The following is a 24,259-nucleotide window of genomic DNA, read 5'->3' as shown; positions in this document are numbered from 1 at the left end:
GAATTTCATGAGCGTATTACGCCGACTAACTCTGCTGACTTTACCATTTTTTGTTACCGCTTGTGGTGCAGAAGAAAGTCAGGCTCAAACGGAGACTCCTGCGCAACAAGTGGCGCCAGCTGCCCAGAGCGGCTTTGATGAAGCAGCATTAAAAACTAAGTTCTCAAAGCTTGGTTTATCTATCGTTGATATTCAACCATCAGACGTCGCTGGCTTATTGGAAATTCAAACCAATGGCGGGATCCTGTTTGCTTCAAATGATGGTAGCCATTTTATCGCCGGTACGCTTTATGCCATTAATGATGATGGCAGTTACAAAGATGTCATAGCAGAGCGTCAAGCGCCACTTAACGCCGAGAAAATTGCGCAGTTCTCCGATAGCATGATCGAATACAAAGCCGACGATGAAAAGTACGTTGTGACCGTATTCACTGATATCACCTGTGGTTACTGTGTGCGTCTGCATAGCCAAATGCAAGGCTATAATGATCTAGGTATTACAGTGCGTTACATGGCTTACCCTCGCCAAGGTGCAACTGGCCCTGTGGCAGAGCAAATGGCAACGATTTGGTGTGCTGAAGATCCGGCGTCGGCAATGCACAACGCGAAAGTGAATCGTACATTTGATAACCCTGCGAAAGACCTGAAACAGTGTAAAGAAACCATCCAGGCGCATTACAATCTAGGTCGCCAATTGGGTATTTCTGGTACGCCAGCAATCTTCTTACCGAATGGCGAAATGGTTGGTGGCTACCTACCACCTGCAGAGCTATTGAAACGTTTAAAGCAACTATAATCCATTAGGAGCAGAGTCGGCAAAGTTGTCGGCTCTTTTAAGCATGATAGAAATTCAACGACGTCCTGAACCTGATCTTTCCCTTCTTCCTGATTCCATTCCTCCGATTCTTAAACGTATCTACATCAACCGTGGGATAACGGATCTTTCACAATTAGAAACGTCGGCCCGTGGGTTGCATTCATATCAAAAACTCGGGGGGATTGAGCAAGCTGTCGATCTTTTGTTTCAGGGGATAAAAGAACAAAAACGCATCATCGTTGTCGGTGATTTTGACGCTGATGGCGCGACAAGCTCAGCATTATCAGTACTCGCGCTGCGCATGCTTGGTAGTCACAATGTGGATTACCTAGTGCCAAATCGTTTTGAAGACGGTTATGGGTTAAGCCCAGAAGTCGTTGACCAAGCCCTAGAGCTTGGCGCTGAGATGATCATGACGGTGGATAACGGCGTCTCATCAATCGAAGGTGTGCGTTACGCAAAAGAAAATGGCATTACCGTGCTCGTTACCGATCACCACTTACCAGGACAAGTGTTGCCTGATGTGGATGCAATGGTGAACCCAAACCTTGAGAGCTGTAGCTTTCCATCTAAAGCGCTTGCGGGTGTGGGGGTCGCGTTTTATCTCATGATGGCACTATGCGTTCATATGCGAAAACACAATTGGTTTGCAGAACAGGGGATGCAAGAGCCCAAGTTGATGGAATTGATTGACCTTGTTGCACTGGGTACCGTCGCCGACGTCGTTCCATTGGATGAAAACAACCGCATTCTTGTACACCAAGGCTTGCAACGTATTCGTGCGGGCAAAGCGCGTCCCGGCATCCAAGCGTTAATTGAGGTCGCGAAGCGCGATGCGCGTCGTTTAGTTGCGTCTGACTTTGGCTTTGCTTTAGGTCCACGTATTAACGCAGCAGGCCGTCTTGATGACATGTCTTTCGGTGTTGAACTGCTGATGTGTAACAACATCCACGCTGCTCGTCGCATGGCAAGTGAATTGGATGGCTTGAACCAAACTCGTAAAGAGATTGAAGAAGGCATGAAGCAAGAAGCGATGGCTTTCTGTGAGCGCCTTCAGTTTGGTGAAGGCAATGAGCTTCCTTATGGCTTAGCCTTATTCCAACGTGATTGGCACCAAGGTGTGATTGGTATTTTGGCTTCGCGCATTAAAGAGAAGTTTCACCGTCCAGTCATTGCATTTGCTGATGGCGGAGAAGGGACGATTAAAGGCTCGTGTCGTTCTATTCCGGGGCTACACATGCGCGATGCGTTGGATTTCATCGACACACAAAACCCGGGTTTGATCATCAAGTTTGGTGGACACGCTATGGCAGCAGGCTTAACGATTAAAGAGCAGGATTTTGAGCGTTTCAGTCGTTTGTTTGATGAAGTGGTAAAAAAGGAACTCGATGAAGCGGCGCTAAAAGGCGTGATCATGTCAGATGGTGAACTTAAGCCGGAAGAGTTCTCTATGCATGTTGCTGAACAGCTGCGATCGGGTGGCCCTTTTGGACAAGCTTTCCCAGAGCCAATCTTTGATGGTGAGTTTAAAGTACTGCATCAAAAGCTGGTGGGTGAGAAGCATCTTAAATTGATGTTAGAGCCGCTTTATAAAGGTCACCCTACCAATGTGATGATCGACGGTATTGCATTCAATGTTGATCTACGTCGATGGCCAGATGCATCGGTTAAAACAGTACGTCTCGCGTATAAGCTGGATGTGAATGAATTTCGTGGTAATCAATCATTGCAATTGATGATCGACCATATCGAAGCTAAGTAATACCTAGATTAACCTTTCTTATAGAGTACGGTTGCCCCTAAGTGGGTGTAAAATTTTATGACCGTGCTCTCTCTCACCGCAATCTGATTTCTCATCCGAAATTTTCCTGTATCTCGGTCACATTTTTCAGTAGAATTTCTCGGTTAAATTCTATTCTAAAATGTTGAGTAAACATGTTTGAAATCAATCCAATTAAAAACCGTCTGCAGGACGTGTCTCAGCGCACAAATGTCCTGAGGGGGTATCTTTGACTATGACGCGAAGAAAGAGCGTCTAGAAGAAGTCAACGCAGAACTTGAACAACCAGATGTATGGAACGAACCTGAGCGTGCGCAAGCACTGGGTAAAGAGCGTGCATCACTAGAAGCGGTTGTTGAAACCATTGATCAACTAGAGCAAGGTGTGGAAGATGTAGAAGGTCTTCTTGAGCTGGCTGTAGAAGAAGAAGATCAAGAAACATTTGACGAAATTGAACCAGAACTTGCTGAGTTGGAAGAGAAGCTAGAAAAGCTTGAATTCCGTCGTATGTTCTCTGGAGACCACGATAGCTCTGATTGTTACATCGATTTGCAAGCTGGCTCTGGTGGTACAGAAGCACAAGACTGGACTAACATGCTGCTGCGTATGTACCTACGTTGGGCAGAAGCGAAGGGCTTCAAAGCTGAAGTGATTGAAGTCTCTGAAGGTGAAGTCGCGGGTCTTAAGTCGGCAACAGTTCGCATCTCTGGTGAGTATGCGTACGGTTGGTTACGCACTGAAACGGGCGTTCATCGTCTTGTTCGTAAATCTCCGTTCGATTCAGGCGGTCGTCGCCATACGTCATTTGCTTCTGCGTTCATCTATCCAGAGATTGATGAAAACATCGACATCGACATTAATCCTTCCGACCTACGTATTGACGTTTACCGTGCGTCAGGCGCAGGTGGTCAGCACGTAAACACCACAGAATCTGCGGTACGTATTACGCACGTACCTACGAACACAGTGGTTCAGTGTCAGAATGACCGTTCTCAACATAAGAACAAAGATCAGGCAATGAAACAGCTTCGAGCGAAGCTATTTGAGCTTGAATTGCAAAAGCAAAATGCGGAAAAACAAGCTAATGAAGACGCTAAGTCTGACATTGGCTGGGGTAGCCAGATCCGTTCTTACGTATTGGATGACTCACGTATTAAGGACCTCCGTACGGGCATTGAAAACCGTAATACTCAAGCGGTTCTTGATGGCGATCTGGACAAATTTATTGAAGCTAGCCTGAAATCAGGTCTATAAAGCTTTTCACCGACAAAAACAGGATACATCGAAAATGACTGATGCTGTTCAAAACGAAACTGTACTAGAAGAAAATAAGCTGATTGCTGAACGCCGCGCTAAACTGGATGCAATCCGAAAGAGCTGCAAAGCGAACGGCCATCCAAACGACTTCCGTCGTGACGCACTAGCGGGCGACCTTCAGAAAGAGTTCGGTGAAAAGACGAAGGAAGAGCTAGAAGAGCTTAACCACGTAGTAGCAATCGCTGGCCGTATCATGGCTAAACGTGGTCCATTCTTGGTAATTCAAGAAACTTCTGGCCGTATCCAAGCTTACGCTGACAAAGCGGTTCAAAAAGTACTTAAAGAAAAATACCAAGGTCTAGATATCGGTGACATCATCGGTGTTAAAGGTGCACTTCATAAGTCTGGTAAGGGTGACCTATACGTGAACATGGAAGAGTACGAGTTGCTAACCAAAGCACTACGTCCACTTCCAGAGAAGTTCCACGGTCTAACTGACCAAGAGATGCGTTACCGCCAACGTTACGTTGACCTGATCGTTAACGAAGACTCTCGTCAAGCGTTCGTAGTACGTTCTAAAGTAATGTCTGCAATCCGCAACTTCATGATCTCTAAGCAGTTCATGGAAGTTGAAACGCCAATGATGCACGTTATCCCTGGCGGTGCGAGTGCGCGTCCATTCATCACGCACCACAACGCACTAGACATGCCAATGTACCTACGTATCGCGCCAGAGCTATACCTGAAGCGTCTAGTTGTTGGTGGTTTTGATCGCGTATTCGAAATCAACCGTAACTTCCGTAACGAAGGCCTTTCTCCACGCCACAACCCAGAATTCACAATGATGGAATTCTACATGGCGTACGCAGACTACAAAGATCTGATGGACCTAACTGAAGAACTACTAAGCTCAGTGGCGCAAGAAGTTCTAGGTTCAACGTCAATGCCTTACGGTGATGAAACGGTTGAGTTTGGTGGTACTTACACTCGTATGAGCATGTTCGAAGCAATCAAGCACTACAACCCAGACCACGCGCAAATCCAAGCGCTAACAGAAGAAGACCTACAAAACCGTGATCTAATGGTTTCTATCGCGAAATCTGTTCATGTTGAAGTAGAACCTTTCTGGACATGTGGTCAGCTTCTTGAAGAGATCTTTGGTGAAACAGCAGAACCTAAGCTAATGCAGCCTACGTTCATCACTGGTTACCCAGCAGATATTTCTCCGTTGGCTCGTCGTAGCGATGATAACCCGTTCTTTACAGACCGCTTTGAGTTCTTTATCGGTGGCCGTGAAGTAGCGAACGGTTTCTCAGAGCTTAACGATGCTGAAGACCAAGATGCACGCTTTAAAGCACAGGTTGAAGCGAAAGAGTCTGGTGACGACGAAGCAATGTTCTACGATGCAGACTACATCACTGCTCTAGAGCACGGCCTACCGCCAACAGCAGGCCAAGGTATCGGTATCGACCGTTTGGTTATGCTACTGACTAACACGCACACTATCCGTGACGTGATCCTATTCCCTGCAATGCGCCCGCAAGCGTAATTCGATAGGATGAGTAAAAAACCACCTTCGGGTGGTTTTTTTTGCCTTTTAGTTAAGTTAATTCAAGTTGTTGCATTTGCTTTTTAATGGGATATGCAAATAAACATTCGCCAAATCTCAATCTATTGCATAGTCTTAATACTGAGACAGACGTGAGGGGGCGGAGTCTCGATAATGTTACCCGCTCGCAAAGATAAGTTTGTGGCACAAAATTTCTATTAACAATGAAAAAGGGTTAGAGAATGGCTGGGCAGTTTAAGATGGATTCCATCCCGGGATCGCTTGTGGTAGTTGGCGGTACTTATGAGCCTTGGTTATCGGTACTGGAGCAAGTGGGCTGGAAGTGTCACCAAGTAGGTGACTTACGCAAAGCTAATACGCTGTTAGAAGATATTGGTCCATGTATCGGTATTGTTGATCTCAGCCATGACGAGTTCAGCTTGAATGGTTTGGCGAACTTAGTCAGCTCTCACAAACACGTACGTTGGTTAGCGTTTATTCGTGAATCTCAGCTTGGCACTGACACCATATGCCAGTTCATTGTTAACTTTTGTATCGATTTTTTCACAGCGCCGATCCCAGATGCACAGTTATTAAGCACAATAGGTCACCAGCTTGGCATGCTTAAGTTGGAGAAAAAAGTTTGGCCTAGTTTTGGTAGCAGTTTAGATATGGGTTTGATCGGTGAATCTATCCCGATGAAACGTTTACGCGATCAAGTGAAGCGCATTGGTCCAACAGACGTCAGTATTCTGATTTCTGGGGAAAGTGGGACTGGTAAAGAGGCGGTTGCTAGGGCCATCCATAAAGTCTCTTCACGCTCTCATAAACCGTTTATGGCAATTAACTGTCGCGCACTCAATGAACAACGTTTCCAAGCTGAAGTATTTGGTATTAACGCCGATGAAGATATGGAAGCATGCCTGCTTGAACAAGCAGATGGCGGCACCGTGTTGTTTAACGACATTCTTACCATTTCAAAAGAGCAGCAAATGAATCTGCTGAGATTCTTGCAAGAAGGCACCATTGATACCAAAGATGGCGTAAAAGCGGTTAACGTGCGTATTCTTGCTGCTAACTCGTCAGATGTTGAAAAAGCTTTGATTGACGGTGACTTCAATGAAGAGCTTTACCATTACATCAACGTTCTGCGCATCAATGTCCCTAGCTTGAAAGAACGTGCGAGTGACATCGCATTGCTGGCTCGTTTTTACTTACAAGAGTTCTCAAAAGAGTACAACTCGCAAGCAAAAAGCTTTTCTGAGGATGCATTCAAGGCACTGACACGTTATTTCTGGCCTGGAAATGTGCGTGAGCTGATGAACCAAGTGAAGCGAGCGGTATTAATGTCCGACAGCGTAATGATTGAAGAGCATCACTTAGATTTACCTCAACGTAATGACTCAAAGCGCAGCTTGAAATCAATCCGTGAGAAGAGTGAACGTGATGCGTTGCTGGTTGTTTTGGAATCTCATTCTGGTCAAGTTTCAAATGCGGCGAAAGAGCTCGGAGTTTCGCGTGCAACCATGTATCGACTACTTAATAAACATAACTTGATTTCCGAACAAGCCATGTAGTTGGCCTTTCCCTGTGTCAAATAGGCGAATAAATACAATAAAAGAGAGTGGCCACAGAGCCGCTCTTTTTATTTTTTGTTTGGTTTGATTTATAAAATACGCAAATTTATATATTCCTCAGGTGAATATGTTATACATAAAAGTATATGAAACTAAATTGCGGTGTATTGATTTGTTTTTAATCAAAAAGGCAAAAAATGTTTGATATATATTCATCAAAGCTTACAATTTAACCGTAACTCAGTGAGTTATACCTTTCATAAACGGATTAATTTTTAGCTAGGAGGCGCAAGATGAAACATTACGTTGTTAACACCACTGCTTGCGCTGATCGTATGCCTATCGCTCCGATAACCCTTAAATCGGATGATACCAATACCACTGGCTCACAAGATAAAAATTAATCCGTAACCTATCATATTTATTACTAGGCTGCGGAAAAGTAGCGGCTTAGTATCAACAGAATATTTCTGTTCATTTTACGCACTATTTTTCCCAGTCGAATACATCGATAATCGGAGAAAATATTATGCGTCACTCTATTTACCTACAATTGGCCACTTTGCTATTGAAAGCAGACCTTAAACGCGAAGAAAAGCAATGGCAGCGCACCATACGCCGAACTGCTCATGATATTCCATGGACGAATGTTCATCTATTGAGAGATATTGGTTTAGATCGCGATGGTCGTTCTACACGTGCCAATGTTCCGGATGCAGTAAAAGTTGAACGTCGAGTTCGTCACCTTCGTCGAGTTTTAACGTCGCGAATAATGACGTAATCGTTAGCGTGTTGGACTGGCAGAGTTGCTAACGAGTCAGTCAACACGCTTAACGTGCGATATGAAGTCATACTTCATTTGATAAACAGCTGATCTTGAAGATCAGCTGTTTTCGTTTGAAGGTGGTACCGTTAAGGGCAAGGATTCGAGTAAGTTGTACCTATTGCTTGAATTTCAGTAAGTAGTTCGTCGCTAAGTTGCAAATCAATACTGTCGATATTGGCCTTTAATTGGTCTAGGTTTGTTGCTCCGATAATGTTAGAAGCAACAAATGGACGCTGATTGACAAACGCGAGCGCCATTTGTGCAGGGTTTAGACCATGCTCTTGAGCTAAATTGACGTAAGCTTCGGTCGCTTTAACACCTTGCGGAGTGAAGTAGCGCGCAAAACGCTCCCACTTAGTGCATCGAGCGCCTTCAGGTTTTGCCCCGTTTAGGTATTTACCACTCAGGCAGCCAAATGCCAAAGGAGAGTAGGCAAGTAACTGAACGCCTTCGTAATGGCTGATTTCAGACAAGCCAACTTCGAAGCTGCGGTTCAATAAGTTATATGGGTTTTGAATGGAGACAATTCTTGGCAAATCGTGTTTTTCTGCCAAACGCAGTAGCGACATTACACCCCACGGCGTCTCGTTGGATACGCCGATATAGCGCACTTTACCTGCATTCACTAATTCAGTAAGCGCTTCCAACGTTTCAATTAACGTGACTTCTTCTTGTTTGTCAGGGTATGGGTAGTTGAGTTGACCAAAGCAGTTGGTTTGACGCTGCGGCCAATGTAGTTGGTACAAATCGACATAATCGGTTTGTAGACGATTAAGGCTGTCATCAATCGCTGTATGGATGTGGCGACGATTAAGGCTCATGTTGTCTCTAATGTGAGGAACATTGCGAGGGCCTGCCACTTTTGTTGCCAGTACTACTTTTTCTCTTTTGCCGCTTTTTGCCAACCAATTACCGATGTATTGCTCGGTAAGCCCTTGTGTTTCCGAGTTTGGCGGTACAGGGTACATCTCAGCGGTATCGATGAAGTTCACCCCATGATCGAGGGCAAAGTCGAGCTGTTCAAAGGCGTCCTTTTCTGTGTTTTGCTCGCCAAACGTCATAGTGCCGAGGCAGATTTTACTGATCTCAAGTGATGAGTGCGGTAGTTTTGTGTATTGCATATCACGTCCTTGAAGAGTTACCGACTAAATAAGTGACTCCAATATAGGGGATTTTTAGCCGCAATCGCAAATGATTTACGTATAAAGGAAGAGCAAACTCGAAAGCTACAGTTAGCCTAACTACACTTAAATGATCGTGTGAAGGAGGTATGTTATGCAGAAGCATCAATTGGACATGTGGCTACATGGTCCACATAAAGATACTTATAAAACTCCCAAAGTATTTGTGATTGGGTGTTCTGATGTCTCTGACTATCTTTTAGCTGTGGAGTACAAGCATCAACTTGAGCCGATTAAAGACGGTGAAGACCCGATACATTTTGGCTCTCTAGACTTAGTAAAAGAAGAACTATTGAGGCTAGGGGTCGATAAAGCGTATTTAAGGCTGCGCAATGCGTATGACGAATGTGGCACTGAAGAGGCAGCCTCATACTGCGATATTGAGTTATCGCTCGTGACGCACTAAATAGCTGATATGGTTTTATTCTGGTTGAGTGTTAATGTAGTGCTTGAGTAAGATCTGTTCAGTAAACTGTGTTCTAAGGTAAAAGCCTCGGGGCAGAGTTTTCATCGGCTTACCATTTGAGTTGTATGCTTCGGTGAGCGCTTTTGCATTTGCGGCTTTAGGGCGAAGATGCAGCGCTTCTCCGTGTCTGGCGGAAATTTGATCAAATCTTCCCAAGACGATCATCTCCATTAACTCTTCCCAGTCATTTCGCAAAATCCGTTCTTCTTCTTCATCTGGTGACCAAATGAGTGGACTGCCCACACGTCTTTCAGCGAGTGGGATTTCTCGTTCTCCTTCTACGGGTACCCAAAGCACACGAGATAGCTTGTTTCGAACATGACTTGTTTCCCATGTAAGACCATGAACACCAGTGAGGGGGGCCACAGAAACAAAGGTTGTTTCTAAAGGTTTGCCAGAGTAACTGATCGGAATACTTTTCAACTCGATCCCTAGTTTTGCGAAATCTTGTTGAGGTTTACTGCCAGCTGGAGCGCCCAAGTGCCATTCGAGTAATTGACCCACCCAACCTTTATCACGTTTTAAGTTTTCAGGAACAATCATATTCGCCTCGGCGGCCAACTCAGCAAAACTGAGTCCTGCCATATCATGCGCTCGTTCCAATAGCTCTGCTTCTGTTTGTGGTTCTGGTTTCATAGTTACAAGGTGGTATTACAAAAAATATAGTTTATCAAACTCCGACCAAATCTACTGTTTAAGATTTCACCGAGGCGGTGTAAGAACGATCAATTCATAACTTATCCACAGGCGGAGGAGGTATTGATAAGATCCTGACGGGGTCTGTATGAATAAACAGGGGTTAAAATGCATTTTTGGGGTTGATTTTGTTGTAATCATCTAAACGAATAGCAGGTAAGTGTGGATAAATAGCCTGTTGGTGGATCTTTGACCGATCTGAGTTTGGTGAAAAGATCATCAAGAAATTGAAGATCGAATTATCGTTGTTTTTAAAAATAAATACTTTTTTATCAATGTGTTATGTTTGTTTTTTTGTTTATTCATTTGTTTTTCATTTGATGGGATTGAACTGAATTACTCATTTGAATTGAATTCTTCACAAAGTTATTCACAGAAAAGGTGAATAAATGTGGGCAATGTCTCACTCTTGTGTTGATAAGGTATGGTTTGATTAAAAGATATCCAAAAATGCTGAAAAGGTAATAAATCTTGCTCATATCACATCAGTAAGTTTGCTAGTAATGGGGATATGTGGAAAAATCACGGTAATAAAAAATTTATTCATAGAGGTTAGCCAGTGATAGATGGCGATGGTTACCGACTTAATGTTGGTATTGTGATATGTAATAACCATGGTCAGGTCTTCTGGGCTAAACGATACGGGCAACACTCATGGCAATTTCCACAAGGTGGGATTGACGAAGGTGAAACCCCTGAACAAGCCATGTTCAGGGAGTTATACGAAGAAGTCGGTTTAACGAAAAAAGACGTTAAGATCATTGCAACAAGTCGTCATTGGTTAAGATATAAGCTACCAAAGCGATTGGTGCGTTGGGACTCCAAGCCTGTTTGTATCGGCCAAAAACAGAAATGGTTTCTGCTGAGATTAGAATGCGATGAGTCTCGCATTAATATGCAACGCGGAAAATCCCCTGAATTTGATGGTTGGCGCTGGGTAAGTTACTGGTATCCAGTTAGGCAAGTTGTTTCTTTCAAGCGAGATGTTTATCGACGAGCGATGAAAGAATTTGCATCCTTAGCCATGCCTTTTCGAGAGAGAAAAGCGAAAGGGAAAAGAAAAAAGCAACGTAGAGGATAATCATGCTCAGTCAGCTAAGGGAAATAGTTGAGAAAGTCTCCAGGGTCGATGATGTGCATCTGGCACTCGATATATTGGTGAAAGAGACTTGTGCTGCCCTTAGTACTGAGTGCTGTACTATCTATCTTGCTAATGAAGAAATGCAGCGCCTTGAGTTAATGGCAACTCAAGGCCTTATTTTTGAAGGTGATAGTATTCATATCAACTTCAATGAAGGCTTGGTTGGGTTGGTAAAACGAAGCGCTGAACCCCTTAACCTTGCCGAAGCCTCAAAACACCCCGAGTTCAAATTCTTTCCTCAACTCGGCGAACAGATTTACCACTCTTTTTTAGCTACTCCAATCATTCATCGTAAACAAGTTTTAGGTGTGTTGGTGATCCAACAAAAAACGCCGCGCTTGTTTAGTGAAATGGAAGAATCGTTTCTTGTTACCTTATCCGCTCAGTTAGCGGTGCTCATTGCACATGCGCAGAATCTTGGGCATTGGCAGTTAGCATCTAAACCCACGGTATTAAAAGGTTTGCCTGCGTCTACTGGTGTCGCGATTGGAGAGTTTTGGTTCGACAATACCCAGCCGAGTTTATCGGATGTTTTCCCTTCGTCCACGTTAGATAAGGAACGCGAGCACGAGACACTACTGGTGGCCATAGAGCGAGCGTTAAATGACTTTCGCCGTATGCGGAAAAAGCTGGACAGTGAAATCAACAAAGATGCGCTGGCGATCTTCGATCTGTTTACTCACTTACTGAATGATCCGATGCTTCGCGGTGATTTGAAGAAGCAGATTGAAAAAGGAGATAGGGCAGACTGGGCGTTACGCCAAGTTGTAGAGTCATACTCGAATCGATTTGCAAGAATGTCGGATGTATACATGCGTGAAAGAGCGCAAGATATCCGAGAGTTAGGGCAAAGGCTGCTCTATTTTCTGCACAACAGTGAGCAAGAAAATTCTGCAATTGATCGTCCCATTATTTTGGTGGCGAACGAACTCACTGCCACCTTGCTCGCTTCTGTACCTAAAGAGTTTTTGTTAGCTGTCGTATCATTAGAGGGAGGCGCTAACTCTCACGCTGCCATTTTATCTCGAGCTCTTGGGGTCCCTGCAGTCATGGGCGCCAACATTAATCCGGATGTGGTTAATGGCAAACTCGGGATAGTCGACGGCTATACGGGTGAGATCTTCTTAGAGCCAAACCGCCAGTTGTTGCGAGAGTATCGCAGCTTAGTAAGCGAAGAGTCTGAATTGTTTGCCATGGTAAACAAGGACCTCGCACTCCCTGCGGTTACGCAAGATAATCACCATATCGAAATTATGCTGAATGCGGGACTCAGTGCAGACAGTAATATTGCCATCAACACAGGTGTTGATGGTGTTGGGTTGTACCGAACTGAGATTGCATTTTTACTTCAGCATCACTTTCCTTCGGAAGATGAGCAGTATCATCAATACCAAGCAATACTTAACAGCTATCCGAATCAACGAGTAGTGATGCGTACTTTGGATATTGGTGGTGACAAACCTTTGCCGTATTTGCCCATCGAAGAAGATAATCCGTTTCTAGGCTGGCGTGGCATTCGTTTTACATTGGATCATCCAGACATTTTCTTGATCCAGCTGCGTGCAATGTTAAGAGCGAGTGCAGAAAGCGGAAACTTAAGTATCTTATTGCCAATGGTGTCAGGGGTAAAAGAGCTAGACGATGCCATTAGCTTGATTAATCAAGCTCACAGCGAAGCCGTTTTGCTTGATGATAGAATTCAATTCCCACAAATTGGGGTCATGATTGAAGTACCATCGATGGTGTATCTGTTGCCAACGATTGCTCACCGTGTTGATTTTGTTTCTGTCGGGACAAACGATTTAACTCAGTATTTATTAGCGGTAGATAGGAACAATTCGCGCGTAGCGGATGTCTATGAATCTATGCATCCTGCGGTACTGTTAGCGCTTAAGCAAATCCATGAGGTGTGTGATAAATATCAGGTGCCCGTGTGTATTTGTGGTGAGCTAGCGGGTGATCCATTTGGCGCTCTTCTCTTACTTGGGTTAGGGTATACCAGTTTGAGTATGAACACCTCCAATGTGGCTAAGGTGAAATATTTGATTCGTCATAGCCAACAAGAAGAATTAGAAAAATTAGCGGAGCAAGCAATGACAAAGTCCTATGGGGAGGACATTCATCAAATGATGCATGACTTCTTCATTCAACAGGGCTTTGCGGGCTTTATCCGTGCAGGTAAAAAGTAGGAAATCGTGACCGTCTCTTTATTTTTGTTATTGTTGGCGCTAGGCGCTTTTGTGGGTGTGATGGCGGGGTTACTCGGTATCGGTGGTGGTTTGATTGTTGTTCCTGCCTTGTTGTATTTGCTTCCTCTTGCTGGGATCTCTCCAGAAATGAGTATGCACATGGCCTTAGCCACTTCGTTAGCGAGTATTATTGTCACGTCTGGCTCATCGGCGATGAATCACCTTAAGCTCGGCAATGTCGATATGTTTGTCGTAAAATGGTTGATGCCTGGTGTGGTCATTGGTGGCTTTGTTGGTGCCAATATTGCTGAGTGGATCCCTACACACTATTTGCCGAAAGTGTTTGGTGTCATTGTTCTTTGCCTGTCAGTACAAATGTTTCGTTCCATTAAAGTTACGAGCAGTAAACCTATGCCGAGCAGCCCTGTGACTGTAGTTTACGGCACGGGAATTGGTGTCGTATCAAGCCTTGCTGGTATTGGTGGTGGCTCACTGTCGGTACCATTTTTAAATAAACATGGGATAGAGATGCGTAAAGCGGTGGGCTCATCCTCCGTTTGTGGTTGCGTGATTGCTATTTCTGGTATGATCGGCTTCATCTTACATGGCTATAAAGTGGAAGGCTTACCTTCATACAGTATTGGCTATGTTTATCTTCCCGCTTTATTAGCGATTGCTATGGCCTCGATGCTCACAACAAAAGTGGGTGCGAAGCTCGCAACTAACCTTCCAACTGCGGTATTAAAAAAGATATTCGCGGTGTTCTTAATGTTTGTTGCAGCGACCATGCTGCTCTAAGTTTGTACCCAAGTCATTCTCGCTGAACCAAGCATCTAGAGGTTACTTGGGTATATTTATTTTGTTGTGATAAGAAGAGAATGATTTATGTATCAGGGATATATTGAATTTCCCAATATTGATCCGGTTTTAATCTCTATTGGTCCTGTTTCGGTTCGTTGGTACGGTTTGATGTACCTTGTTGGCTTTATGTTTGCTCTATGGTTAGCGAACCGACGTGCGGATAAGCCTGGAAGTGGTTGGACACGAGAGCAGGTTTCTGATTTGTTGTTCGCAGGCTTCCTTGGCGTGGTGATTGGTGGCCGTGTAGGCTACGTGCTTTTCTACAATTTTGAGCTCTTCCTGGCTGACCCTTTGTATCTATTTAAAGTGTGGACCGGTGGTATGTCTTTCCACGGGGGCTTACTGGGTGTGATTACTGCGATGTTCTGGTATGCACACAAAAACGGGCGAACTTTCTTCGGTGTTGCTGACTTTATCGCGCCGCTTGTGCCATTTGGTTTGGGTATGGGGCGTTTAGGTAACTTCATGAACAGCGAGTTGTGGGGCCGAGTAACGGATGTGCCTTGGGCGATCGTTTTCCCAAATGGTGGTCCACTGCCACGTCATCCATCGCAGCTTTATGAAATGGCGCTTGAAGGTATCGTCCTTTTCTTCATTTTGAATTGGTTCATCAAGAAACCTCGTCCTCTAGGTTCTGTTTCAGGACTCTTTCTTGCGGGTTACGGAACCTTCCGTTTCCTAGTAGAATACGTGCGCGAACCAGACGCTCATTTGGGTTTATTCGGTGGCTTTATTTCCATGGGACAGATTTTATCCCTGCCAATGGTGGTTATCGGTGTCCTCATGATGGTTTGGGCATACAAACGTGGTCATTACAAAGACGAATTACCACAAAAGACGAAGTAAGGTATTGGTGTGAAACAGTATTTAGATTTGTGTCAACGCATCGTTGACCAAGGTGTTTGGGTTGAAAATGAGCGTACAGGCAAGCGCTGCCTGACCGTAATCAACGCGGATTTAACCTACGATGTTGCGAACAATCAATTTCCGTTGGTCACCACACGTAAAAGTTTTTGGAAAGCGGCCGTTGCAGAGCTATTAGGGTATATTCGTGGTTACGATAATGCGGAAGATTTTCGTAAGCTGGGCACGAAAACCTGGGATGCCAATGCCAACCTAAATGATGCCTGGTTGAATAACCCATACCGTAAAGGTGAAGACGACATGGGCCGTGTCTATGGTGTTTTTGCCTTTTTCCCAATGTTGTCTATATTGTTCTATAGGATTGAAATTATAGGACATTGTGGTGCAAATGGAGCAGCTATCAAAACGGACAATTGTCCAAAATAAAAACAAACTCCTCTTTTTGAACATTGAGGAGTCTGACCATGTTCTTCTTCAGACTCTTTCCCCTCTCATCGAACAGCTAAACAATGGTAAATCATCGATTGTTTTTTATGCAAAATTAATGTACGTCTATTCCGATGTGTTTGATGACCGTGTAAGTGAAACATCGATAAAATTAGGGCATGTTACCGACTTTCTTGGGCGATTTCTTAAGAGCATTAAAGATGGGATTTTGGTCGATGTAAGCCCTGCAACCTTCGATGGATATCTCAATTTTTCACGAAAATGCTTAAGATTTTTGTCATCAAAATTTGGCATTGGTGATTATCATAAGAAAAAGCGATTAATTGATATATATATACCGTTTGACGCTGTTGATTTGCCCACTATAGATAGTGATAAAGCGGACTATTATAGTTGGTGGGTAATAAAATCTAAAAGTGGTAAAGAGAGGTTCCTAGATCTTACTTATATATGGAAAAATGAAGGCGCTGATGCCGCTAGACAACTAGAAAAATATACGAACAGTGTTTTAGGTGGATTTAAAGCATTAGAGAATCATCTCCCCTTATTTTCAGCATATTTTTTATATCTATCTTCAGTCGAAGGTTTAAATTATTTTGATTTAAAAAGTAATTCGGATGTTTCAGATGATATTTGGCGTGGATTCTGTGCTCATTTTTTTAAAAAAAATGTAGAATCTGGTAATTGCCTTATGACAACGAAGAAACGTTGGAATGACGGTTCTCCAGCTCTTTTCTACACTTTATTTGAAACAGGCTTCTTTGCTAGACCTAATATAGATATTACATATATACCTACAGAGTATAAGACAGGTTCAGAAGCAAAGATAAAGAAAATAAAAGATGCGCCTACAGGGGAAATAATTCAGGTTAAAGAAAAATTGCTTACTGATGTCCCGATTTATTTGACTGATGATGAGGCTATAGAATCTATATTCGATGATATAGAAGATGATTATAACATTGTAATAAATTGGGCTAAAAATCAATTCAATGATTTATGGGCAAGATATTCAGATAACAATCATAAGTTTAAATTTGAGGATATTGAGTTATCCAGAGATGAATTTCGCGTCAAATATCGACTTAATTGCTATGAAAGATTGATAGATTCTAATGGAAATATTCGTAAGGTTTATAGTAGTAAAACATCATTGGCTGAAAGTTTTGGAATGCCGACATCGTATTTCGAAATTCCAATATCAATACTCCTGATAAAAGAACACAATGATATAACGGATAGCTTCTTATACAACCTTGATTTATATGATAAGAACGGGCATAGAGTTGGATTTTATAAGCTTGATAATAATTATTATCTTCAGGGATATAAATTACGTAAAAATGGACGCAAAGCTGAACAAACCATCAAATTAAATTCTGTTTCAAAAGAGCTAGTTGAAAAGCTATTGGTTATCACCTCTAGACCAAGAGAATATTTAAAGAAGAAAGGGGATGATAACTATAGAAAATTATTTATTAATACTGGTCAAGCATTTTTTCATCCAAGACCATGTGTGAGTGGTTCTACTTCATTATCTGAAAAATATATTAAATCTCGATTCGAACAGCTAAAAAATGCACATGCCAATAAAAGTGAAGAGGCTCTGAATAATCTAAATAAAAACCTTACTTTAACTAGGTTTAGAGCATCATGTGCTGTTGTAGGCTATTTGAAAGATAAAGATGTATCATTAATGGCTAAAAATCTAGGGCATGACAAATATAGACAAGACTTGCTTTCTCATTATTTACCCGACCCAATATTGAAGTATTTTCAATCTCGTTGGATTCGAATATTTCAAAAGGGAATTATTTGTGAAGCAATGAAAGATAATAAAAACCTTCTTAAGGCGTCTTGCTTTAATAATATAAAAGAGCTTGAGAGGTTTTTATTCAATCATTCCTTAAAAATTGAAAAAAGTGATAGTAAAGATTTTGCAGAAAACGATGCGAAAGGTAAAGTTCTTGTCGGTATAAATGTTGAAGTTTTAAAGGTTCTTTTAGCGATTCAAAATGGGACTATTGAAGACGACAAGTTATCTATCAAAGATAGTTATTATCTCAGCCTTAGTGAACTTATAATGGAAGATATAAGAAACTCAGATGATGTTCTTCTAAAAAGCTACTTAGACACGGCAGAGAAAGAGATGGAAAAATAGTTAAGGGCTTGACATGAATTTACATGATGACTTGGGTTTTCTTAATAATATTTTTGAATCAGGTGTTGAGCGGTTCAAGAAACATCCTTACCTTAAAAGCGAATTTATAGAAAATATTTGGCGGTTTGACACTTCTACTTCAACAGGAAAGTTTGTCACGGAAGTAGACTTTAATATCACATTACCCAATGGAGAGTTGCTAACTAGCGAAAGTCATGGTTCATTGCTAAATACGTTTAAGATGTGGATAATAGCATACCTATCTACTAATAGTAGCGGGAAGCTAATTGTAAAGCCATCCCCAATAACTACAAGAGATAAACTTCCTTACATCTGTAAAATAATTGATTATTTCATTCTAAGAGATGGATATATTAAAATATCAGAATATGGTTTAAGAATATTATCTGAAGATGATGTGATACAATTGTTCTCGATTTTATCTTCCTCAAAAGATACATATGAGACCATATACAACTTTAAAGATAGAGCGTTGTCATATATTTATTTTAATGCTGTAAATTCTATTCGTAATAATAGTGCCGATAGGTCTGATATTAGCTATGATTTACTTACTGGTAAAAATTCTTATGCATTTGATTTGATTGATAGTAAATATGTAGATAATTTATCTATTATGAGAAGTTGGTTACTATCTAACGACTTTTTTAGAGAAGATACAAAAACTAGCGCCGATTATAAATATGTTTTAAAAGTGTCAAAGTTAGGAAGGGAGTTGCTTGGTTCAAAAACCATTTGGGGAGGGAAGATTAGTAAATCGGGAGATTGGGTTGAAGCTTTTCATCTAGTTGATAAATCGCCATATCATATTGAGTATAGAAGGATTAATGTTCAAGATACCCCAGAAGATGAGTTAATATCTAAAACGGCTTTTATTAATTTTCGTTCTGCTTGGCAATCATTAAAGTTGTTATCTAGCCATGACTTTAGAAAGAATGGAATCTACGTACCTGAAGATAATATAATTGATTGTGTGGATTTTTCTCGTGTTAAAGTTAAGAACTCAGGAAGGTTTAAAAGTATTCCATTTCCTATTGTATTTAATATGATCGAGAAATGCATCGATTTTCATTTAAATTACGGTGAAGAGTTAGTCTCATCATACGATAGTGTGGTTAGGCTAGTAGCTAGTCGAGATTATGATAAAGCACTTAGTAAAAGTTCTTCAGAAGATAGAACTCGGCTCAGAGAGTTCATATCGGATAGAGAGTTCATAACTTGCATTCATCCTAAAATAAAAGAGCTAGGTTGTAATCAATTCGGAAGAGGTCAGAGGTGGACTGCGAAAGAGTTGAGGGAGAACAAAAGTTTAATTGATTTAATATCGGTATACTTTGGGCTAGTGGCCATTATATTTGGAGCTTTAGCCGCAAGGAGAGTTGGTGAATATCTATCCATCAAGCATGGTAGTGCATTTGATAAAAAAAATCGTTATGTGATATTTGATAGAGAAAAAGCGACTCAAAATTTAGGAGGATTACGGGATAAAATTGCTCGCCCAATGGATGAGCTATGTATTTCTATGCTTGAAAATTTGGAGCGAATCCAAAAAGTACTAATTGATTGTGGATACTTATCTAGTATCCCTCACATTTTCTCCTATCCGTATATTAATCCTGTCAGAATTTCTGAGGCAAATTTTTATAATTCTTTATATCAAGCGATGGATAAGGCTTGTGACTATTTTGAAACAGAAGTAGTAGATGGACTGCGATATTATCTACGTCCGCATCAACTAAGACGATTTTTCGTTCAACTTTACGTATGGTCTTCAGGTGAATCCCAACAGGGGCTAGATGTTTTACGTTGGTTTTTAGGGCAGACAGATATAGAACATCTCCACCGTTATATTACAGAGTCAGTTACAGGTGAGGTGTTACGTGATGTGGAGGTTCAGTATGTTTCAGAACACATTGATAGCTTTCCAAAGCTCAAGTCATATATATGTCAAAAATACAATGTAAATAATGTGGAGTTACTTGATTCAGAGGAGCTTGAAGATTATATAAATTACCAAGCATCAAAAGGATCGATTATATTTGATTATGAGTTTATAACTGATTTTGAAGGGAAAAAGCATAAACTATTAGTTAAAATAGTTGGTGAAAATGATGAATAAGCTATCAGAGAAAAAAGTTAATTCGTTAAAAAATATTGAATTGATTTTAAAAGATATCATTAAAGAACCAGAGAAATATCATGAATCTACATATCTCATTAAATCTTTAGAGTCCCAAGGCGGTCTGGCTAGATTTGAAGGCCATATTGTTATTAATGGGGAAAGGTTAGAAGTATCACCTTCTTCAATTAATACTCAAAAGAGACAAGCAAAAATATTATTTTCTGAAGGTTATCAGTATATAAATCGTTTGAGGATCAGTGCATTAGAAACCTTGAACACATCTCCAAGTGTAGAAAAAAAAGAGAACAGAAGAACTAAACAAGGTCTATATAATGCATTGAAATCAAGGGATAATTTGGTCGATTTGTACAAAGAAGAGCATTTGGTATGGATTCAGATAATCGATAGAGCTAAATCTGAAATCCTATCTATTTCTAAAATAGATGACCAAAAACTTAGGGAACATCGAGCTAAAAATGCAGTTAAAAAGTTAAATTCGACATTATCTCTATTAGATATTTTTCCTGAAGATAGTGATAAGGAAAATAATGTTTCTGAAATTTAGAGGTGTCTATGTCTAAAGTTCAGTTGTGGCAAATTATACCAGAGTATCGGAACATCCATTTTGTTGGAAGGGATTTACAACCTGTAGTAAAAGTGATCAAAAATTTCCCTTTTATGACATTACCAAGTGGGAAGGCCTGCGTTGCTGCAAATAAGTATTTAATAAAAGTATCTGAAAGAAAATCGGAAGGTACAGTTAAGCAATATGCATCTTCAATAAGTGCATTAGTTAGATATTGCTATGAGCATAAAGTAGATTTTATTGACTTAACTTCCGATCATTTTTCTGAACTCATGCAGATTCAAAGAGATGAGAAAACCAACTCTTTAACGCCCAAAAGAGTCAGTAATACTTTAATTTCAAACGCTAGGCGTTGGCTTGATTTTCTTGATTTTATAGCGAAGGAGAATGATGACTCAACATTTTTACCAGCTAGGATATTGGCGAGCAAAAGGGTCAGAAATGTCAGGAAGGGTAAAACTATAGTTAAACAAGAAGTATGGTGGCATTGCTCATTTGATACACCTAGTCCTCTGAAAAAAAGAAAACCAATCTCAAAAGCATCGATTGATGCATTACGTTCTGCAATTATCAATGTAACGTCAGATAAAGCACTAATTAGGCGTAGAGAAGCTTTATTAAGAGGTCTTGAATCAACTGGAGGAAGAGTTGCGGAGCTTGTAGAGTTGAAAGTTGAAGATGTTTTAAAAGCTGAGGAAATGAAGAACCCCATGCTTAAATTAATAACGAAAAAAAACGACTCTGGATATAGATTTATACCAATCTTACATCAAGACTTAAGAGCATTAATTAAATATATAGAAATACACAGAAGCAAGTTAATCGAAGATACGATTGGAGAGTCAAATGATCATGGATTTGTTTTTATAAGTGTAAAAACAGGCATAAAATTAACAGCAAAATATTTAAGCGATGAAGTGGGAAATTTGAGAAGAGCGGCTGGGATTGAAGAAAAAGCCTGTGCTCAAATGTTTAGACATAGATTTATAACTAAATTGTTTATTTCTTTGATAAAGGAATTTAATGCTTCAAACAAGTCAGAATTAAAGCTCGCTCTACTTGATGGTAGTATATTTAAGAAGAAAGTCCAGCAATATACTAACCATAAGAGTTTGGATAGCCTTGATCATTATATTGATCTCGCATTTGCGGAATTGGTAGATGTCGATGGTGTTGAAAATAGAGTTCGTCAAAGAATGGCATATGAAGCTTTCGATAGGGGGCTAGATGAACTTGAATCTAAATTAAAAGATGGAATGGTAGTGTCAGAGTATCTGGAAGAACTACAAAGCCTCAGGACGGCAATGCAGAAAGATCTAGATGCTTTATCGGGCTAAGTATGGGGTAGACAGCCCAGCAACTGTTGTGCAGTAAGTCTGCACTAAACTAAACATATCTGTATTCCAATGGCCTCTCGATTAAATCCGATTGATTGAACCATCTTTCTGCCCCGTTTCTACTTAGACTAAAAACTTATTCATATGTTGTTCATCTCTTTTTGCCTTACTAAACCTAATTGTACAGCGTAAGAGTTTCAGGTGGACTCTTTCCGTCATGCAAGGCCAACAATCACATAACGTGCTTATATTGCTTGAGTTGCATACGTGATAGTAGCAAGATAGTCCGAAAGCAAAAGCAGAAAGATTCTGTCTAAAAAGCGTCATATCTCAAAGAAATCAGCGAGTCAGAATTCACATCAGTAGGAGTGGTAATGTTCAAAATACACAAATCAAAAAGCAAGGATGAGTCCATAGAAGAAGTGACTGCCGTAGTTGTGGAAGAACCCCACAAACATCCCATGATATGCCTTTTTGATTTCGAGGAAGATGTAGAAAAAGAACTGGAAAACTTAAGGTTTAACTATGTAACTGCTAGTTTCGGTTCAACTGTGAAAGTTGCGAACAAACGTCATGAAGAAAAACTCCTGAAGCTGCACCATGACTATCCTAGCAATCTACATGAATTTGACATCGTTATGTTGGATCTGACTGTTGAGAAATCAGAAGATTTTGATGCTAGCCTGCATAGCCTAAAAAATACAACTGGAAACAAAGCTCATGCCTTGCTTAGCATATACCCCGAACAAGTTTTCGACCCTAGGCCATTATCCATTAATATCGTTTCTGATGAAATAAATGAGCTGGCATGGAAGAAGGCAATAGTGATCGCATTTTGCGGGAGTGCAATTTCTTCTGAATACCAATTTGTAGAAATAACAGCATACGAGGCTAGTATTACACGCCGAGAGTCATATTCTAACCATACATTCTATAAAGGCTTTTCTGGCTCTAAAAACCGACATGGCCGTAAGGTTGCCCTCCCAGAAAAAGGCTCAAAACTATCTCCGCTGTTTAATCAACACTTAGATGGAATTGAGTACCGAAGTGTGTTTAACCACCCTGATGTTTGGGAGGACGGAAAGTACCAGAAAGACCGTAATTTTATACCACTGTTACTTAATGAAAGAGATGAAATTGTAAGTTACGCGCATTTCCAAAACGAGTCACTGGTATTAGTCTTCCCAGACATTGAGAACAAAGGAAGCTTTGTTGCTAGTCTCCTTAAGACATACCTACCAGAAATAATGCCAGATATATTCCCATTTCATGGTGAATTCGGCTGGTTAGAAAGTGGGGACTATTTGTTGCCTGGAGAGAGCGAGTTATTGCAAGAAAAGGCCGATATAGAGGAAAAATACGTCAAAGATATTACTGAAAACGAGAACTCTCTGCTCAAATTAAAGAGTGAGTTCAAGTTTCTGACAGATTTAATTTCTGAAACTGGTGATGCATTAGTATCGTCGATTGAACATTATCTCAAGTGGTTGGAGTTTGAGTCGGTAGTTAACTTTGACGATACAAATCCAGATATTCTTGAAGAGGATATTCAGGTTGATTGTGGGGATCGGTTTTTAGTCATCGAGATTAAAGGCATTGGAGGTACATCGACAGACAAAGACTGCTCTCAAATTAGCAAGATTAGGTATAGACGCGCCGAGCAACGAGGAAAATTTGATGTGTTCGGACTATATATTGTCAATCACCAGCGATACATGCCACCAAAATCGAGATCCAACCCCCCGTTTACCGAGAATCAAGTCAAAGATGCAGGCCACGATAAGCGAGGGCTTTTAACCACATACGATCTTTATAAAGCATATTTCCTGATTGAAGACGGGATTTTGCAAAAATCAGATGTTAGAGAATCACTTTTTAAAACAGGGCTAATTACTCTAGAGCCTACAGACCTAGTATCTATTGGTGTTCCTCAAGAACTCTTCATGAACGGTCAAGTTGCTATCGTAAATTTAAATGATATAACTCTAGCTGTAGGCGACACCTTGATCGTAAGAAAACAAGGAGATTATTCAAGAGCTAAAGTCGAATCCTTGCAAGTTAATGGTAAGGGAGTAGATACCTGTAATGAAGGAGAGGTTGGCATAAAGTTAGACCGAAAATTGAAGAAGAACTCAGAGCTGTTTGTTAGAAAGTTATAACAAGCTGTTGATCTGTACCTTTAAGTACTGGGCACTGAGTTAAGCGATTTTTCCATACTTAAACTCATTCATTGATTGCTAATTTAGCAACATCGCTAACTCAGAAATGTCCAACAGTGTGCTGACGGGGCATGAAACACGAAAATGCCCCAAAACTCGCTAGACCAAACACTCTACAAGATCTGTTTCGTTCATTTTATCCTACAAAAAGTTATTCGATAG

The 24,259-nt window shown here is 41.0% G+C and carries 18 protein-coding genes and 1 pseudogene; 17 read left to right on the top strand and 2 right to left on the bottom strand.

Features of this window, described 5'->3' with window-relative positions; translation table 11 throughout:
• Nucleotides 1–7 precede the first annotated feature (7 nt).
• The 6 genes from dsbC (at nt 8) to R7M92_RS15620 (ending at nt 7,761) form a co-directional block, all read left to right on the top strand.
• Entirely contained in the window at nt 8–796 is a 789-nt protein-coding gene (gene dsbC, locus R7M92_RS15645; protein WP_005381786.1) for a bifunctional protein-disulfide isomerase/oxidoreductase DsbC, read from the top strand.
• A gap of 43 nt (nt 797–839) precedes the next feature.
• Nucleotides 840–2,579 carry a single-stranded-DNA-specific exonuclease RecJ gene (gene recJ / locus R7M92_RS15640; protein ID WP_017635068.1) on the top strand — a complete coding sequence of 580 codons (1,740 nt, stop codon included), beginning with the start codon at nt 840–842 and terminating at the stop codon, nt 2,577–2,579.
• Between the two features lie 173 nt (nt 2,580–2,752).
• A protein-coding gene (prfB, locus tag R7M92_RS15635; protein ID WP_100068604.1) for a peptide chain release factor 2 occupies nt 2,753–3,851 on the top strand; the annotation gives its coding sequence in 2 pieces (ribosomal slippage) (nt 2,753–2,827 and nt 2,829–3,851; 1,098 coding nt in all).
• A 34-nt stretch (nt 3,852–3,885) separates the two neighbouring features.
• Nucleotides 3,886–5,403: a lysine--tRNA ligase gene (gene lysS / locus R7M92_RS15630; RefSeq protein ID WP_005382861.1), complete on the top strand. Its 1,518-nt coding sequence runs from the start codon at nt 3,886–3,888 to the stop codon at nt 5,401–5,403.
• Nucleotides 5,404–5,645: 242 nt separating this feature from the next.
• Complete coding sequence (gene vpsR, locus R7M92_RS15625) at nt 5,646–6,980, top strand: cyclic-di-GMP-binding transcriptional regulator VpsR (RefSeq protein ID WP_017635067.1); 1,335 nt, start codon at nt 5,646–5,648, stop codon at nt 6,978–6,980.
• Nucleotides 6,981–7,509: 529 nt separating this feature from the next.
• Nucleotides 7,510–7,761, top strand: a complete 252-nt coding sequence (locus tag R7M92_RS15620) for a hypothetical protein (RefSeq protein WP_005381776.1) — start codon at nt 7,510–7,512, stop codon at nt 7,759–7,761.
• A gap of 131 nt (nt 7,762–7,892) precedes the next feature.
• Here the strand turns inward: R7M92_RS15620 and R7M92_RS15615 are convergent, their stop codons facing one another.
• On the bottom strand, nt 7,893–8,927 hold the full coding sequence (locus R7M92_RS15615; RefSeq protein WP_005381774.1) for an NADP(H)-dependent aldo-keto reductase: 1,035 nt from the start codon (nt 8,925–8,927) through the stop codon (nt 7,893–7,895).
• Between the two features lie 154 nt (nt 8,928–9,081).
• Between R7M92_RS15615 and R7M92_RS15610 the strand changes: the two genes are divergently transcribed.
• Nucleotides 9,082–9,393, top strand: a complete 312-nt coding sequence (locus R7M92_RS15610; protein ID WP_005381772.1) for a DUF6482 family protein — start codon at nt 9,082–9,084, stop codon at nt 9,391–9,393.
• Nucleotides 9,394–9,408: 15 nt separating this feature from the next.
• On the opposite strand, the gene mutH is transcribed toward R7M92_RS15610, so the two are convergent.
• Complete coding sequence (gene mutH / locus R7M92_RS15605; protein ID WP_017821501.1) at nt 9,409–10,089, bottom strand: DNA mismatch repair endonuclease MutH; 681 nt, start codon at nt 10,087–10,089, stop codon at nt 9,409–9,411.
• A 619-nt stretch (nt 10,090–10,708) separates the two neighbouring features.
• On the opposite strand from mutH, the gene rppH reads away from it, so the two are divergent.
• The 10 genes and pseudogenes from rppH to R7M92_RS15555 all read left to right on the top strand — a co-directional run bounded on the left by rppH (nt 10,709) and on the right by R7M92_RS15555 (nt 24,037).
• The gene (rppH, locus tag R7M92_RS15600) at nt 10,709–11,230 is read left to right on the top strand and encodes an RNA pyrophosphohydrolase (protein ID WP_005381953.1); all 522 of its coding nucleotides are present in this window, start codon (nt 10,709–10,711) and stop codon (nt 11,228–11,230) included.
• A 2-nt stretch (nt 11,231–11,232) separates the two neighbouring features.
• Entirely contained in the window at nt 11,233–13,479 is a 2,247-nt protein-coding gene (ptsP, locus tag R7M92_RS15595) for a phosphoenolpyruvate--protein phosphotransferase (protein WP_005385966.1), read from the top strand.
• A 6-nt stretch (nt 13,480–13,485) separates the two neighbouring features.
• Nucleotides 13,486–14,277, top strand: a complete 792-nt coding sequence (locus R7M92_RS15590) for a sulfite exporter TauE/SafE family protein (protein WP_005385965.1) — start codon at nt 13,486–13,488, stop codon at nt 14,275–14,277.
• An 87-nt stretch (nt 14,278–14,364) separates the two neighbouring features.
• On the top strand, nt 14,365–15,186 hold the full coding sequence (gene lgt / locus R7M92_RS15585) for a prolipoprotein diacylglyceryl transferase (protein ID WP_318133797.1): 822 nt from the start codon (nt 14,365–14,367) through the stop codon (nt 15,184–15,186).
• 9 nt (nt 15,187–15,195) lie between these two features.
• Nucleotides 15,196–15,525 (top strand): annotated as a pseudogene (locus R7M92_RS15580) (thymidylate synthase); the annotation flags it as partial.
• A 67-nt stretch (nt 15,526–15,592) separates the two neighbouring features.
• Nucleotides 15,593–17,812, top strand: a complete 2,220-nt coding sequence (locus R7M92_RS15575; RefSeq protein ID WP_168936656.1) for a hypothetical protein — start codon at nt 15,593–15,595, stop codon at nt 17,810–17,812.
• A gap of 13 nt (nt 17,813–17,825) precedes the next feature.
• A complete protein-coding gene (locus R7M92_RS15570) occupies nt 17,826–19,952 on the top strand; it encodes a site-specific integrase (RefSeq protein WP_020196721.1) in 2,127 nt (708 codons plus the stop codon).
• Nucleotides 19,942–20,520 (top strand): hypothetical protein, encoded by a 579-nt coding sequence (locus tag R7M92_RS15565; protein WP_115385741.1) that lies wholly within the window; start codon nt 19,942–19,944, stop codon nt 20,518–20,520. The genes R7M92_RS15570 and R7M92_RS15565 overlap by 11 nt, the downstream gene beginning before the upstream one ends.
• Nucleotides 20,521–20,528: 8 nt before the next feature.
• The gene (locus tag R7M92_RS15560; RefSeq protein WP_020196719.1) at nt 20,529–21,878 is read left to right on the top strand and encodes a tyrosine-type recombinase/integrase; all 1,350 of its coding nucleotides are present in this window, start codon (nt 20,529–20,531) and stop codon (nt 21,876–21,878) included.
• A gap of 374 nt (nt 21,879–22,252) precedes the next feature.
• The gene (locus R7M92_RS15555; RefSeq protein WP_020196718.1) at nt 22,253–24,037 is read left to right on the top strand and encodes a hypothetical protein; all 1,785 of its coding nucleotides are present in this window, start codon (nt 22,253–22,255) and stop codon (nt 24,035–24,037) included.
• Nucleotides 24,038–24,259: the final 222 nt, after the last annotated feature.

This window comes from Vibrio sp. Vb2880, assembly GCF_033337975.1.
Classification (GTDB): Bacteria; Pseudomonadota; Gammaproteobacteria; order Enterobacterales; family Vibrionaceae; genus Vibrio; species Vibrio alginolyticus.
The sequence above is the reverse complement of the archived record's forward strand: the minus strand, read 5'-3'. Positions and strand labels throughout refer to the sequence as shown.

Coding starts and splice junctions, on each gene's coding strand:
- R7M92_RS15555 (WP_020196718.1), top strand. CDS start 22,253: ATGTTCAAAATACACAAATCAAAAAGCAAGGATGAGTCCATAGAAGAA.
- R7M92_RS15565 (WP_115385741.1), top strand. CDS start 19,942: ATGATGAATAAGCTATCAGAGAAAAAAGTTAATTCGTTAAAAAATATT.
- R7M92_RS15610 (WP_005381772.1), top strand. CDS start 9,082: ATGCAGAAGCATCAATTGGACATGTGGCTACATGGTCCACATAAAGAT.
- ptsP (WP_005385966.1), top strand. CDS start 11,233: ATGCTCAGTCAGCTAAGGGAAATAGTTGAGAAAGTCTCCAGGGTCGAT.
- lgt (WP_318133797.1), top strand. CDS start 14,365: ATGTATCAGGGATATATTGAATTTCCCAATATTGATCCGGTTTTAATC.
- R7M92_RS15620 (WP_005381776.1), top strand. CDS start 7,510: ATGCGTCACTCTATTTACCTACAATTGGCCACTTTGCTATTGAAAGCA.
- R7M92_RS15575 (WP_168936656.1), top strand. CDS start 15,593: ATGGAGCAGCTATCAAAACGGACAATTGTCCAAAATAAAAACAAACTC.
- mutH (WP_017821501.1), bottom strand. CDS start 10,089: ATGAAACCAGAACCACAAACAGAAGCAGAGCTATTGGAACGAGCGCAT.
- R7M92_RS15570 (WP_020196721.1), top strand. CDS start 17,826: ATGAATTTACATGATGACTTGGGTTTTCTTAATAATATTTTTGAATCA.
- recJ (WP_017635068.1), top strand. CDS start 840: ATGATAGAAATTCAACGACGTCCTGAACCTGATCTTTCCCTTCTTCCT.
- R7M92_RS15615 (WP_005381774.1), bottom strand. CDS start 8,927: ATGCAATACACAAAACTACCGCACTCATCACTTGAGATCAGTAAAATC.
- vpsR (WP_017635067.1), top strand. CDS start 5,646: ATGGCTGGGCAGTTTAAGATGGATTCCATCCCGGGATCGCTTGTGGTA.
- dsbC (WP_005381786.1), top strand. CDS start 8: ATGAGCGTATTACGCCGACTAACTCTGCTGACTTTACCATTTTTTGTT.
- lysS (WP_005382861.1), top strand. CDS start 3,886: ATGACTGATGCTGTTCAAAACGAAACTGTACTAGAAGAAAATAAGCTG.
- R7M92_RS15560 (WP_020196719.1), top strand. CDS start 20,529: ATGTCTAAAGTTCAGTTGTGGCAAATTATACCAGAGTATCGGAACATC.